13 protein-coding genes are annotated in these 14,093 nt (G+C 64.2%); 5 read left to right on the top strand and 8 right to left on the bottom strand.

Annotation, left to right across the window (positions count from 1 at the left end; genetic code table 11):
• The first annotated feature begins 5 nt into the window (after positions 1-5).
• Positions 6-2,138, top strand: a complete 2,133-nt coding sequence (locus HY836_RS13580) for a peptidase domain-containing ABC transporter (protein WP_290676692.1) — start codon at positions 6-8, stop codon at positions 2,136-2,138.
• A gap of 10 nt (positions 2,139-2,148) precedes the next feature.
• Positions 2,149-2,397, top strand: coding sequence for a DUF1289 domain-containing protein (locus HY836_RS13575; protein ID WP_290676691.1), 249 nt, complete (start codon positions 2,149-2,151; stop codon positions 2,395-2,397).
• Positions 2,398-2,428: 31 nt separating this feature from the next.
• On the opposite strand, the gene HY836_RS13570 is transcribed toward HY836_RS13575, so the two are convergent.
• Genes HY836_RS13570 through HY836_RS13560 form a run of 3 tightly spaced genes read right to left on the bottom strand, consistent with a single transcriptional unit; the run spans position 2,429 to position 6,831 of the window.
• Complete coding sequence (locus HY836_RS13570; RefSeq protein WP_290676690.1) at positions 2,429-3,550, bottom strand: carotenoid 1,2-hydratase; 1,122 nt, start codon at positions 3,548-3,550, stop codon at positions 2,429-2,431.
• A 31-nt stretch (positions 3,551-3,581) separates the two neighbouring features.
• Positions 3,582-6,155, bottom strand: a complete 2,574-nt coding sequence (locus HY836_RS13565) for an FtsX-like permease family protein (protein WP_290676689.1) — start codon at positions 6,153-6,155, stop codon at positions 3,582-3,584.
• Positions 6,156-6,180: 25 nt separating this feature from the next.
• Positions 6,181-6,831: an ABC transporter ATP-binding protein gene (locus HY836_RS13560; protein ID WP_290676688.1), complete on the bottom strand. Its 651-nt coding sequence runs from the start codon at positions 6,829-6,831 to the stop codon at positions 6,181-6,183.
• Between the two features lie 77 nt (positions 6,832-6,908).
• Here HY836_RS13560 and HY836_RS13555 point away from each other — a divergent pair, with 77 nt between their 5' ends.
• Both HY836_RS13555 and HY836_RS13550 read left to right on the top strand, forming a co-directional pair.
• Positions 6,909-7,892, top strand: coding sequence for an MDR family oxidoreductase (locus HY836_RS13555; RefSeq protein ID WP_290676687.1), 984 nt, complete (start codon positions 6,909-6,911; stop codon positions 7,890-7,892).
• 110 nt (positions 7,893-8,002) lie between these two features.
• Positions 8,003-9,079: a hypothetical protein gene (locus HY836_RS13550; RefSeq protein WP_290676686.1), complete on the top strand. Its 1,077-nt coding sequence runs from the start codon at positions 8,003-8,005 to the stop codon at positions 9,077-9,079.
• A gap of 18 nt (positions 9,080-9,097) precedes the next feature.
• Here the strand turns inward: HY836_RS13550 and HY836_RS13545 are convergent, their stop codons facing one another.
• From HY836_RS13545 to HY836_RS13535, 3 genes are all read right to left on the bottom strand, one after another.
• On the bottom strand, positions 9,098-9,682 hold the full coding sequence (locus tag HY836_RS13545) for a chalcone isomerase family protein (protein ID WP_290676685.1): 585 nt from the start codon (positions 9,680-9,682) through the stop codon (positions 9,098-9,100).
• Positions 9,683-9,698: 16 nt separating this feature from the next.
• Positions 9,699-11,249, bottom strand: coding sequence for a methyl-accepting chemotaxis protein (locus tag HY836_RS13540; RefSeq protein ID WP_290676684.1), 1,551 nt, complete (start codon positions 11,247-11,249; stop codon positions 9,699-9,701).
• A 154-nt stretch (positions 11,250-11,403) separates the two neighbouring features.
• Positions 11,404-11,664, bottom strand: a complete 261-nt coding sequence (locus tag HY836_RS13535) for a hypothetical protein (protein WP_290676683.1) — start codon at positions 11,662-11,664, stop codon at positions 11,404-11,406.
• A gap of 301 nt (positions 11,665-11,965) precedes the next feature.
• Between HY836_RS13535 and HY836_RS13530 the strand changes: the two genes are divergently transcribed.
• Positions 11,966-12,331, top strand: coding sequence for a PilZ domain-containing protein (locus HY836_RS13530; RefSeq protein ID WP_290676682.1), 366 nt, complete (start codon positions 11,966-11,968; stop codon positions 12,329-12,331).
• Positions 12,332-12,352: 21 nt separating this feature from the next.
• Here the strand turns inward: HY836_RS13530 and HY836_RS13525 are convergent, their stop codons facing one another.
• Both HY836_RS13525 and HY836_RS13520 read right to left on the bottom strand, forming a co-directional pair.
• A complete protein-coding gene (locus tag HY836_RS13525; RefSeq protein WP_290676681.1) occupies positions 12,353-13,486 on the bottom strand; it encodes a hypothetical protein in 1,134 nt (377 codons plus the stop codon).
• A gap of 229 nt (positions 13,487-13,715) precedes the next feature.
• The coding region (locus HY836_RS13520; protein WP_290676680.1) for a FlhC family transcriptional regulator at positions 13,716-14,093 on the bottom strand (378 nt) is incomplete at its 5' end.

Raw genomic sequence — 14,093 nt, 5'->3', positions numbered from 1 at the left:
GGATGATGAAGCCTTCCCTGTTTGCCTTGTGGCCTCGCAAGCGCGTTCCCCTGATCCTGCAATCGGAAGCGGCCGAGTGCGGCCTGGCCTGTGTGGCCATGGTGGCCACGGCCCATGGTCATGAAACCGATCTGCTGACTTTGCGCCGCCGCTTCGAGTTGTCTTCGCGTGGCGCCACGCTGGCCCGGCTGATGGAGATCACCGACACGCTGGGTTTCAACCAGCGCGCCGTGCGGCTGGAGCTGGAGGAGCTGCCGCAACTGAGCACGCCGTGCATCCTCCATTGGGATCTGAACCACTTCGTGGTGCTGACCAAGGCCGATGCCAACGGCATCACCATCGTCGATCCGGCGATGGGCGAGCGCCGCCTGAGCATGAAGGAAACCAGCCCGCACTTCACGGGCGTGGCGCTGGAGTTGCAACCCAATGCCAAGTTCGAACGCAAGCAAGAGAAAACGCCTTTCGATCTGCGCATGCTGTTTGCCGGCCAGACGGGCCTGGGCAAGGCGTTTGCGCAGATGGCCTTGCTGTCGGTGGTGCTGGAGGTGTTCGCCATCCTGATGCCCATGCTCAGCCAATGGATCATCGATGACGTGGTGGTCACCCGTGACACGCCCTTGCTGGCCGTGCTGGCCATGGCCATCTTCCTGCTGGCCCTGATGAGCCTGGGCACCCGCTTGCTGCGCAGCTGGATCGTGCTGGGCGCCAGCCTGTCGTGGCGCGTGTCGTCGAGCACCAATGTGTTTCGCTACATGCTCAAGCTGCCGCTGGGCTACTTCGACAAGCGGCACACGGGTGATGTGCTGTCGCGCTTTTCATCGGTCACCCACATTCAGGACACCTTGACCACCAACCTGGTCGAAGCCGTGCTCGATGGTGTCATCAGCATGGTCACCCTGGCCATGATGTTCATCTACGCGCCCAAGTTGGGTTTGATTGCCTTGGGCGTGGCCCTGCTCTATGCGATCACGCGGTTTGCCGTGTTCAAACCGTTTCGGCAAGCCGCTGAAGAACGCATCGTGCGCGAGGCCAATGCCCAGACCTATCTGCTGGAGACCTTGCGGGGCGTGGCCGCGATCAAGTTCTTCTCGCAGCCTGGCTGGCGCATCAATGGGTGGATGAACCAGCAGGTGGGCGTGGTCAATGCGGATGTCAAACAGCAGCGCATCTCGATCGGCTATCAGGCGGTCAACGGCGTGATCGGCGCCGTGGAGCAGGCTGTGGTCTTGTACCTGGCCGCGCACATGATCATCCAGGAACAGTTTTCCATCGGCATGCTGGTGGCCTTCCTGGCCTACAAGGATCAGTTCCTCACCCGCACGCTGGACTTGCTGGAGCGTGTCATCAACCTGCGTTTGCTGCGGCTGCAAGGGGAGCGGCTGGCTGACATCGTGTTGTCCGAGCCGGAGGTGCCCTCGCCGCCCCATGCGCTGGACAGCCTGAAGAGCGACGAGCCCATGACCCTGGCCCTGCGCAACGTGACCTTCCGCTATGCCCCCGGCGAAGAGCCTGTGCTCAAGGACGTGAACCTGACGCTGCATGCGGGGCAGGGGCTGGCGGTCATCGGTTCGTCAGGCTGCGGTAAATCCACCTTGCTCAAGGTGCTGTCCGGCCAGGTGCAACCTGAGCAAGGCGAGGTGCTGCTCAACGGCACGCCGGTGGACCGGATCGGCACACAGGCCCTGCGCAGCGTCATGGGCACGGTGTTTCAGGAAGACCAGCTCTTTTCCTGTTCGCTGTACGACAACATCGCGATGAACGATGTGGAGGCCTCAATGGAGAAGGTGCAAGCGGCCGCCCGGTCTGCCTGCATCCACGAGGACATCATGCGGATGCCCATGGCGTATCAGACGCTGGTGGGAGGCATGGGGGCAACCCTTTCCGGCGGCCAGAAGCAACGCATGCTGCTGGCGCGCGCCTTGTACAAACAGCCGCGCTTCCTGCTGCTCGACGAGTACACCTCGATGCTGGATTTCGAGACCGAGCGCCATGTGCAGGCCGCCATCAACGCCCTGGGATGTGGTCGATTCATCATCACGCACCGGGAGCACAGCTTGTTGCCCGACGATGAGGTGCACATGCTGTCAGCTGGGCAACTCGTGAAAGTGACGCATCCCACGCAGGCGGTGGCGAGTTAAGCTTGCCGACATGCCTGATCGTCTTGACGCTCTGCCCGTCGCCAGCCCCTGCGTGCGTCTGTGCACGCTCAACGCGCAGGATGTGTGTGTGGGCTGCGGCCGCACCCTGGCCGACATCACCGGCTGGACGAAGATGAGCGAGGCCGAGAAACAGGCTTGTGTGGCACAGGCGCGTGCCACGCTGCAGCAACTGGGCAGGCCCCTGCCACCTTACCCGCCGCCCAATCTGCCTTTGCGGCAAGCGCCTCGGCGTCGCTGAGCTTGCAGACTTCGGATCCAAAGGCCCGGCCTCACAGCGACATCGCCGCCACGTAGCCCGTCATTTCCAGATAGCCCGAACCCACCGAGCGGCCTTGCGCATCGCGCAACTCGCTCAAGCCCTCCCAGTAAACGCCGCCCGTGCTTTGCCGGCTGTCGAGCTCCTGGTTGTCCATGCGGGCGCGCACCTCGTAGCGCGTGCCGGCCACATCCACCAGCCAGCTCACCGGGTAGCGTGCCGCCGTGGCCGGGCTCACCCAGGTCCGGCCGGGGGTGAATCGCACTTCGTCGGGCTTCAGCGAACGGGGCGCTTCACCCTGGCGGCGCCAACTGCCGCCGCTCCACAAGGTGCTGCCATCGGCGCGACGCAGCCGGAAGGCGGTCAGCGCGCTGCCGTCGTGCAGGTTCATGCCGATCCAGTCCCAGCCCACGGCCTCCTTGTCCAGCAGGGATTCGCTCCACTCGTGGTCGAGCCAGGCTTTGCCTTTGACTGGCACGGTCTGTTGTTGATGCCGGATCTGACCTTGCACGGCCAGTTGCGGCTGCGAGTAGTAGTGGCTGGCTTGTTCGGGGTGCGGGCCCTTGCGGGAGTAGCCGGCGTCGCCTTGCAGCAGCAGGGGCTGGGTCTGGTTGAAGCGCAGGTCGAGACTGAAGTCCCGTGCGGTGATGTGGCTGTGGTAGCTGCTCTGTGTGGCCGGGCCCTGCCGCTTGAGCGTCCAGTCTCGCAAGGTGATCCGGGTGTCGTCCTGCGCCGCCTCGGCCAGGCCAAAGCCTTCGCGGGCGATGCGTTGATCGTGCAGCAATCTGCCCTGGCTGACGTCACTCAAGGCCGTGTGCGCAAACACGAGTTGCCGGGCGGCAAAGTGGCTGGGGCTGCGCGTGGCCACGTCCACCCGCGAGCGAAAGAACGTGATCTGAAAGCCGTAGGTACGGGCGGGCTCGGTCAAGGTTTGGAGCGAGCCCGTGATGTACCACCACTCGGTGTGGAAGGCGGGGTGGGCGCCGAAGTCCTGCGGAAAGCGCAGCACGTCCGTGGGGCGGATCACGGGCGGCGGGCCTGCGGGGGATGTCGAGCGTGCCCAGGTCGGCAGCAGCAGGGCCGGGGCCATCATCAGCAGCTGGCGGCGACGGCGCCTGTCGGGCGGCTTGTTCATCCTGAGCCTCTTTCGTCGGGTGCGTGCGGGTTCACCAGTCTTCCTTCACGGCCATCACGGCATCGCGGCTCACGGCGGCACGCCCTGCCAGCAAGGCCGTGACCGTGCCCGCAGCGATCACACTGCCGCACAGCGCAGCCAGTCGGGGCCAGGGCAGCAGCATGTCCATCGTCCAGTGAAAGCTTTGCGGGTTGACCACGTGCACCAGCACCAGGCTCACCGCGATGCCCAGGGCCAGGCCCAGCAAGGCGCCCACGCTGCTCAAGGCCGCGCCCTCACCTGCCACGATGGCCAGTATCTGGTGGCGTGTGAAGCCCAGGTGGCTGAGCAAGCCGAACTCCTTGCGCCGTGTCAGCACCTGGGCCGAAAAGCTCGCCGCCGTGCCGAACAGACCGATGCCGATGGCCACGGCCTGCAGCCAGTAGGTCACGGCAAAGCTGCGGTCGAAGATGCGCAGGGTGGTCTGGCGGATTTCGCGTGGCTCGGCAAACTCGATCAGCTCGCCGTTCAAGCCTTGTGCGGCAGCACCTTGTCGAATCGCTTGCTGGACATCGGCGGTGCGGACGTCCTGGGTCAGCCACAGTGCCAGGTCATTGATGTCGGTGTCGCCGGTCAGGCGCTGGTAGTCGGCCTCGTCGATCACGATGGCGCCTTGCTGACGGGCGTAATCGCGCCACACGCCGCGCACATGCGCCATCGTGGGCGGCTGATCCGTGCGCAGCGGCAAGGCCAGCAAGGTGCCGGGCCGGGCGCCGTACAGGTCCACCATGGCTTCACTCACGAACACATTGATGCGCTCAGCCTGCGCGGGCTGTAGCTCGCCCACCAGGGGCAGGCTGCGCTCGGGTGCTCCGGCGCCTTGCCCGACGGGGCGAGAGATCAGCGCCACCGCAGGTTGATCGGTACGCAGGCTCAGATTGCTCACGCGGATGCCCACGGCTCGCTGCACGCCGGGGATCTGCCGGATGCGGCCCAGCAACGCAGGCGTGAGGTGTTGGCTGTCCGTGCCGCCTGTGGTTTTCGATGTGCGCGCGTACAGATCGGCCGGCAGCACGACGTCCAGCCACGCGGTGACCGAGCCCCGAAAGCTCGCCACCATCACGGTCAGGGCCACCGACAGGCTCAGGCTGGCCACCACGCCCGCCATGACCACCGTGGCCGTGTGCCGCATGCGCCGGGCACGTTCCAGCGACAACATCAGCGCGGCATGCCGCATCAGGCTGCGTCGTGGCCACAGGCGCAGCAAACCACCCACGGCAGCCGGCACACAGGCGATGCCGCCCACCAGCAGGCAGGCCACAGCGATGTAGGCCCACAGCGGCACGCCAGCCACGGGCGGCAGGCGTGTCAGCCCGGCACCCAGCAGCAAGAGGAGGGGCCCGAGCCACCAGCGGCCAGCACCATGCAGCGCATCACCCAGGCCTTTGAGTGCCTGGGCGGGCACCAGCCGCTGGGCCATGCGCGCTGGCAGCCACCCCCCCCCCATGGCGGCCACCACGCCCAGTGCGCCGTAGCCCAACGCGGCCCAGGCAGACCATTGCAGCCTGGGCGTGATGCCGGGAAAGTAGCCCCCGCCCAGATCGCCCGACAACACGCGCAAGGCGGCGGCTGCCAGCCCCGTGCCCAGGGCGATGCCCAGCACCGAGCCGATCAAGCCGATGAAGGCCGACTCCCAGACCACCAGTTGCAGCCGTTCGCGGGCACTCAACCCCAGCACGCCCAGCAGGGCCAGTTGCTGCTGCCGTTTGGCCACTGACAGCGACAGGATCGAAAACACCAGAAAGGCCCCTGTGAACAAGGCCACCAGCGCCAGTACAGTGAGGTTGACCCGGTAGGCGCGCGACACGTTGGAGACGCGCTGGCCCGCCTCTTCGGCCGAGTCGCTCTGGACGCCTGCCGGCAAGGCCAGTGCGCGCAGCACCTCTTGCGCTTGTGCGCCGCCCACCAGTTTGATGTCCAGCCGCGTGATCTGCCTGGGTGTGCCGAAGGCATCTTGCGCGCCGGCAATGTCCATCACCCCCATGGCTTTGCCGCCTGCGGCCACGCTGCCCACCACGCGCAGGCGCACCAGCTTCAGGCCGCCTCCCTGCGCAGTGATGACGTCGCCGGGCTGCACGTGCAGCAAACGCTGGGCAGGCGCATTGAGCGAGATGGCATCCGGCGCAAACAGGCTGAGCTTGTCACGGTCGGCGATGTCCTTGTCCAGTTGCGGCAGCATGAGGGGCGCCATCGGCGCGGCCACCAGCGGGTCCAGCCCGATCAAGCGCAGGGTCTGCGCCTTGGCCTGGCTGCCGGCTTTGCTGGCCTGAATCTGCAGATCGATGACCGGGCTGGCCAGGGCCACTTGCGGGTGGCGAGCCACGACGGGGTAGAGCGCCTCATCCAGCCCGCCATGGGCGGCACGCAGGCTCAGATCCGCCTGCCCGTTGACCGAGCGCACGGCGGCGCTGAACTCGCTGAGCGCCGATTCATTGATCAGGTGCACCGAGAAGGCCAGTGCCACACCCAGCAACACGGCCAGCACGGCGGTGGCATGGCGCAAACCGTGATGGCGCAACTCCTGCCAGGAGAAGCTGCGCAAGAGCCGCCAGACGGGGGACGTCATCGTGCTGTGGCGATACCCCTGCGCCTCAGCGGACATGGTGCAGCCCGTCGCGCGTCAGCCGCATGACGCGGTCGGCCCGGCCGGCAGCGCTTTGCGAGTGCGTCACCATCACGCAGGCCGCGCCATGGGCACGCGTCTGATCGACCAGTGCCGTCATGATCTTCTCGGCTGTCTCCGGATCCAGGTTGCCGGTGGGTTCATCGGCCAGGATCAGCGCCGGGCGGTGGATCAAAGCCCGCGCAATGGCCACGCGTTGCAGCTGCCCGCCGGAGAGCTGTTGAGGCAGCCTCGCCCCCAGCTCCGACAGCCCCACGGCTTCCAGCGCCGCCTGCACCCGGGCCAGGTCAGGCTCCCCCAAAAGCATCAAGGGCAAGGCCACGTTCTGGGCCACATCCAGATGCGGCAACACATGGAAGGCCTGGAACACGAAGCCCAGATGCCGGCGCCGAAACAGCGCCTGGGACTGGTCATCGAGTTGCGTGATCGGGGTATCCAGCACGCGCACCGTGCCTTCAGACACCGTGTCCAGCCCCGCCAGGCAGTTCAGCAGGGTCGATTTGCCCACGCCTGATTCACCCACGATGGCCACGAATTCGCCGGGCGAGACATCCAGGTCAACCTGCGAAAAAACGGGTTCGGCGCCGTAGCGTTTGCACAGATGGCGTACTTGCAGCATGGCCGCAAGCATAAGCGGCATTGCCGCACGCGGTTATGCTGCGGCCCTGGCTCACCAGCGAGCAGGAGACTCTCAGCATGTTCAAAGGCATCCTCATTGAAAAAGACGAGCAGGGCTACCGGGCCACGCTCAAGGACATCGACGACGCGGCGCTGCCGGAAGGCAACGTGACCGTGCGCGTGTCGCATTCCACGCTCAATTACAAGGATGGCCTGGCCATCACCGGCAAGTCGCCCGTGGTGCGCAAGTTCCCCATGGTGCCGGGCATCGACCTGGCCGGTGTGGTGGAAAGCAGTTCGCACCCTGAGTACAAGGTGGGTGATGCGGTGGTGCTCAATGGCTGGGGTGTGGGTGAAACCCACTGGGGTGGCCTGGCGCAGCGCGCCCGTTTGAATGGCGACTGGCTGGTGCCCCTGCCGGCTGCCTTCACACCGGCGCAGGCCATGGCCATTGGCACGGCCGGCTACACCGCCATGCTGTGCGTGTTGGCGCTGGAGCGACATGGCGTCACGCCAGACAAGGGTGAGGTGCTGGTGACCGGTGCCGCCGGTGGTGTGGGCAGCGTGGCCGTGGCCATCCTGGCCAGACTGGGCTACCAGGTGGCCGCGGTGACGGGCCGCCCGCAAGAGGCCGACTACCTGCAGAGCCTGGGCGCCGCCACGGTGCTGGACCGCGCCGAGTTCGCCTCTGCCGGCAAGCCCTTGGCCAAGGAACGCTGGGCGGGCGCCGTGGACACGGTGGGCAGCCACACGCTGGCCAATGTCTGCGCGTCAACCAAATACCGCGGCACCGTGGCCGCTTGCGGCCTTGCTGGCGGCATGGACCTGCCCGCCACCGTGGCGCCCTTCATCCTGCGCGGCGTGACACTGGCCGGCGTGGACAGCGTGATGTGCCCGCGTGTTGATCGCCTGGAGGCCTGGCAGCGTCTGGCCCGTGATCTGGACGTGAGCAAGCTGGCCCTGATCACCCAGCAGATCGGCCTGAGCGACGCCATCTCGATTGCCCACAAGCTGATCGAGGGGCAAGTGCGCGGGCGCGTGGTGGTGGATGTGAACGCCTGACCCAGCAGGGCTGTTACGTCTGGCTTGTAAGCCAGACGTCTTGTAACGAGGTTCTCGTGGCATCTTCAGATGAGCTGGCACAGATACCGACCGGATCCACAAGGGCGACCATGTTGAAGACTCATCACATCACGTTGGCCGTTGTCGTGGCCTTGTCAACTTCTCTGACAGCTTGCGGTGGAGGAGGTGGCGGTGGTGGCACACCCACAACGTCCGCCGATCCGGCAGCTCAGTCAAACGGTACCAGCTTGCCTGCCGTGACCACCACGGTGTACGGCAATCTGCGGGGAGCTTCATTGGGCCTCAATGCTTCCTTGAATGGTGCCGTGCCCTTTCCTGCTGACAATGCGTGGAACACGGACATCAGCAAGAGCCCGGTCGATCCGAACTCCACCGCCATCCTCACCAGCATTGGCCTGGATGCAGGGCTGCATCCAGATTTCGGTTCGGAAAAGGCCTACGGAGGCCCGATCGGTATTCCCTACGTGGTCGTTGCCAGCAGTCAGCCCAAGGTGCCCATGCACTGGACGGCCTACGGCGATGAGAGCGACCCTGGCCCCTACCCCGTTCCGGCCAATGCGCCTGTGGAAGGTGGCAGTGCCAGCACCGGCGATCGCCATGTACTGGTGATCGACCGCGACAACAACCGCCTCTACGAACTGGGTAACGGCTTCTACAACCCTGATGGCAGCTGGAATGCCAATTGCGGCGCCATCTTCTTCCTGGACGGCAACGATGTGCGCCCAGGTGGTCAGCCAGGTTGGACCAGTGCCGATGCGGCCGGCCTGCCCATCTTCCCTGGATTGGCGCGCTATGAAGAAGCCGCTGCCGGGCCGGGAGGCATCAAGCACGCCTTGCGCTTCACGGTTCGATCGTCTCGCAAGGCCTATGTGCCGCCAGCGACGCACTGGGCATCCAGCAACACCAGCGTGAATCTGCCACCCATGGGCATGCGTGTGCGCCTCAAGGCCAGTTATGTGATCCCGTCCACCTTCACGAAGGAGACGCGCGCCTTGTTGACTGCCATGAAGACCTACGGCCTGATCGTGGCGGACAACGGTGGGAACTGGTTTGTCAGCGGTGCACCGGACGACCGCTGGAACAACGACAAGCTGGTGTCAGAGTTGGAGCAGGTCAAGGGCAGCAACTTTGAAGTCGTGCGCATGGATGGCCTGGTGCACCCTTGACTGCAGCTTGTGATCCGATCAGGTCGGCTCACCCAGCAAGGCATGCTTGAGTGCCACTTCGGCGGGCTTGTCACCGTACCAGATGCGCAGGATGGCATTGAAGAAGGCGGGATCAGGCAGTGGCTCAATGATCTGCTTGCCGTTGATCGTGATGATGGTGCCTTGACCAGGGACCCAGTCGGCCATCACCGTGTCGCCGGGTTGCAGGGGTGGCAGGGTTTCGAACAGCTCACCGAACTTCAGCAGCTGGTTGACGAACTTGGATTTCTCTTCCTTGTCCAGGTTCTTGTTGATGCCGGCCAGGAATGCGCCGCCGAACTCTTCGCCCGTCAACGTACGCAGCACATGGATCCTGGCGCGCTTGGGGCCTTGCGCGGCCAGCACGCCGGCCTGGGTGGTTTCTTTCTTGGTCAGGTAGATGCCCAGCACGTAGATCTTGAAGACGGTCTTGGTGCGCAGCCCGGCACCGCTGAGCACCAGTTCCTTGCCGCCCACCTTGGCGCTTTCTTCCACTTTCACGCCAGCCACTTCGGCGGCTTGAGCCAAGGTCATGGCCATGCCCAGCACAGCGGTGGCCAGTGCGGATTTGGTAAACAGTTTCATGAGGGCCCTCTTGCGGTTAGGGGTTGGCAATCTTGAAGACGCTGACAACTTGAGCCAGGTTCGTCGCCTGGTTCTGCATGGACTCGGCAGACGCGGCGGCCTGTTCAACCAGGGCGGCGTTTTGCTGAGTGACGCCGTCCATCTGGTGGATGGACCGGTTGATGGCTTCGATACCCTGGCTTTGCGACTGGCTGGCTGCGGTGATCTCGGTGATGATGTCGTTCACACGCTTGACGCTGGCCACCACCTCGTTCATGGTGCTGCCCGCCTCGTTCACGAGTTGGCCGCCTTGCGCCACCTTCTCGACGGATTCGCCAATCAGGGTCTTGATTTCCTTGGCGGCGGTGGCCGAGCGTTGCGCCAGACTGCGCACCTCGCCGGCCACCACAGCAAAGCCGCGGCCTTGTTCGCCCGCCCGCGCCGCTTCCACGGCGGCGTTGAGAGCGAGGATATTGGTCTGGAAGGCGATGCCGTCGATCACGCCGATGATGTCCACGATCTTGCGTGAGGAGGCGTCGATGGCCCCCATGGTGTCCACCACCCGCGCCACGACGGAGCCGCCATCTGCCGCCACATTCGATGCGGACTGAGCCAGGTCACTGGCCAGGCGAGCGTTGTCGGCGTTTTGCTTGACGATGTTGGTCAGCTCGCTCATCGAGGCCGAGGTTTCCTGCAGCGAGGCGGCTTGCTGCTCGGTGCGGTAGGACAGGTCCAGGTTGCCCGACGCAATCTCCGTCGATGCTGACGCGATCTGCTCCGTGCTCTGGCGCACATTGCCCACGATGCTTTGCAGGCTGGCGTTCATCTCGGCCAGGGCCTGCATCAATTGCCCGGTTTCGTCCTGGCTGTTGGTCACGATGGTGCTGCTCAGGTCGCCCTTGGCCACACGCTGGGCCACACCCACGGCCCGGTTGAGCGGCACAGTGATGCTGCGGGTGGCCAGCAATGCGACCACACCACTGAGGCCCGTGGCCGCCAAAGCCAGGATCAGAATGAACAAGGCCGTCTTGCGTGCCTGATCCGCTGAATTGGCGCCAGCCTCTTCCATGTGCGCGTTCTGCTGGGCGATCAGTTTGTCCAGGGCCGCGAAGTACTTGGTCTGCAGCGAACGAATCGAAAACAGGTACTTGGTCAGCGCATTGTCTTTTTCATCCGTGTTGATCATGTTGATGAACGAGACCTGGTGTTTCATGGCGCGTTCGCGCAACTCCACGATGGTCTTGATCAACGCCAGCCCATCGGCATCCTGCACGCTGGCTTTGAGCAGCGCGAGGTTCTCGTCGTTGCGCTTGGTGACCTTCTCGATGTTGGCCACCTCGCCCTTCATCTGATCGCCGTCGGACATCACCAGGATGCTGAGCATGCTGCGAGAGATGTCGTTGAGGTCCGCCTTCATCTTGTTGGCGATGACCGTGCGCGGGTAGGTCTCCTTGACCATGGACCCGATCTCGCTGTTGAGACTGTTGATGCGCAGGATGGCCAGGCCGGCCAGCAGCATCAGCAAGGCGATGACCAGGCCGAAGCCCAGCATCAGTCGCTGCCCGATTCGGATATGTCGGATGTTCATGGTCCACTGCGTCCACGTTCGCAACAGGGCGCCATCCGATGGATATTGACGCGGTGCGCCAAAGGTCACAAGAGATGACGGTTTCCGACGTTTTCGGCAGCAGCAGGCAGGGACTGAAGTGAAAAAACTGCCGCAGGCAGCACAAATGCGTGTGTCAGGCCGCCTTGCGCCAACGGCGTGGTGGAGCCGATGTGCTGGACGCTAGCGCGGCCTCACTGAGGTGCTGACGATGGCGGCGCCCGAAGATGCTGCCGGGCAGCAGCAGGGTGGCGCCGAGCATCAGCAGGGCCCCATGCACGACATGGCCGTTGGCCAGAATGGCCAGTGCGGTGATCGCCGTCAGCACGAAGGCGGTGGTCGTCAGGTAGCGGATGCGCTTCCTGATGGAAGTCGGATGGTGCGTGGAACCGGGCATCGCATCTCCTTTTAGGGGCGTAAGCCGTGACGTATTTGACGCTTGTCTGTTTCTAAGGCCTGAGCGTGTTCTGCGCAAGTGCGTGGATTCCCTGTAAAGCGGCGTGCAGGCCTTGCTTTTTGCGGCAACGCACAAATTCGGTGCAAAGTGATAAATCCGGTAAAAGCGAGAGATATTTCAGTGACAACCCAAGCCACTTAAGGTTTGATGGAGGCTGCCGATCTAGGAGCAAACAAACCCATCAGGTGTGTGGCTCCCGAGCATGAGCTGCCACCGCGTTCACCCAGCAAAGAGGTAGGCTGTGACCGTTGTTACTGATTCGACGCCGCAACAAGCGGCAGATGCTCGCCAAACTCCGCGAGTCAATGTGTCCTGGGCTGCCAGGGTTGTGACGGGGCCGCAGTCCTACATGGATGCGCGCATCATCAATGTCTCTGGAGACGGACTTGGCCTGGTTTGCGAGCGGGCCTTTGCCGAGGGAGTGACGCTGCAAGTGCTGATCGCCATGCCCGACCCTGCCGACCGCAGCAAGTACCACTATCCCAGCCTGCATGCGAAGGTCATGTTCCATGTGGTCAAGGGCGGCAAGTTCAGGATCGGTACACGCTTTGCCAAGATCGATCAGCCCGTCAAGGACATGATCGAGCAGTGGGTGAAGAAGGGCTGAGCAGCCTGCAAACGCCAGCGGTCACATCTTGCTGGCGCGGAACTCCGCTTCCTTTTCCAGCATGTCGGTCATGACCGAGATGCACTGAACACGCCGCACCTCCAGGGCGCGCTCGATGCTGTCCGGGTCGCCGCGCTCGTGGTGCACGGTTCTCTGGCGGCTCAGCGTGCGGATCATCGGGTGCAGCACGTCCAGGGCGTTGAGGTCAGCCAGTGCATGCAGGTAGCGGCCGATGAAGTGCAGCACCTCTTCGCGCGACTCCTCCGTCAGCAAGGCCAGTGGCGGGGCGACCGTGTTATCCGGCAGGCCGCGTGCGTTGCACAGGGCCAGGGCGGGTGGTTGGGAGCTGCACTGGACGTTGCGCATCAGCTTGGGTGCCGCATGCGGATCGTTGACAAAGGATTCGACCAGCCCGTCATGCCCTCGGGCAACCAGACCGCGCGTGCGGGCCTCCTGCAGGCCCATTCGGGGGCCTCCACCGCTGTTGGCCATCTCGATGCAGCGCTGTCCCGTGGCTGATCGGGTGAATCGATCCGCGTCAAACACCACCTTGGGCAGATCTTTCAAGGGGGCGGCCATCAGGTCGGCGAGGTTGATCCACAGCAGCCGACGGGGCTGGCTGTAAAGCGCATCCACGCCAAAGGGACGATCAGCGCAAGCCCAGAAGGCCGCGCCGTCAACCGTCAGCACATCACCGGCACGGGAGAGAAACTGTTTGCCCGTCAGCGCTTCGGCCTGCTGGTACATGGCCGTGGCGATGCCACGGCGCTGGTGCTCGTAGGCCACCTGCACGTCTTCATCCTGCAAGTAGGCGCCCACGGCGGTGAAGGTCAGTTCGCCAACCGGGTCGGCCTGCGGGTTGGAGCCCATATAGGCCAGGATGTGATCGGGTTCATGAGGACCGATGCCCGCCTGGTACTTGAACAGGTAGCCCATGTCCTGCGCCTTGGTGGCGGGCTGCACCTCGGCGACGAGATTGAGCACCTCGGTCTCGCCGCAATACACGGCAGCCTTGAGCTTGACGGGAAAGCTGGCGCCCGAGCGGCCCGGGTTGCCCACGTGATAAGTGTGTTGGCTGACCTGAAGCCTGAAGTCACTGGCGCCATAGGGCACTTTCTGGCCCAGCTCCAAGGTCCGATTCAGGTAAACATCCATGCCCTCTCCCTGCTTGATCGAGCGTGCACAAGTGGCACTTGCGCTCGCCATTCATTGTGCGGTGCCTGGCGCGAGGGGAAAACCCGGATCAGCGGGGCCCTTTGAGGTCAAAAAAAGCGGGGTCCCGAAGGACCCCGTTTGAAGGCACTCAGGTGCAGTGCCGCTAGGAGGAGACAAGCAATGAAAACTAACGCAGGAAAACAAATTCAGTAAACGGGGGCCAGGCAGATCAGTGCATCTGGATGGCGCCAGCGGCCTTGCCCTTGCCGGCACGTGCGGGTGGGTTGCACAGGCCGCAGACAAAGTGACGCGAAATCTCGTGGGGGTGGCTGACGAAGTGGCCGCCGCACTTGGAGCACTTGGTCATCGTCAGCATGCCGTTGTCGATGAACTTGACCAGGCGCCAGGCGCGGGTCACGGACAGCAGGGGCTCCAGGCCTTGGGATTCGGTTTGCTCCAGGTACAGCTGGTAGGCCTTGATGACGACGTCGATCTCGTCCATCTCGGCGGCCTTGTTCAGGTACTCGTGGATGTTGAGGAACAGGCTGGCGTGGATATTGGGCTGCCAGGTCATGAACCAGTCGGTCGAGAAGGGCAGCTGACCCTT

The organism is Aquabacterium sp., from assembly GCF_016234775.1.
Classification (GTDB): domain Bacteria; phylum Pseudomonadota; class Gammaproteobacteria; order Burkholderiales; family Burkholderiaceae_C; genus Aquabacterium.
The sequence above is the reverse complement of the archived record's forward strand: the minus strand, read 5'-3'. Positions and strand labels throughout refer to the sequence as shown.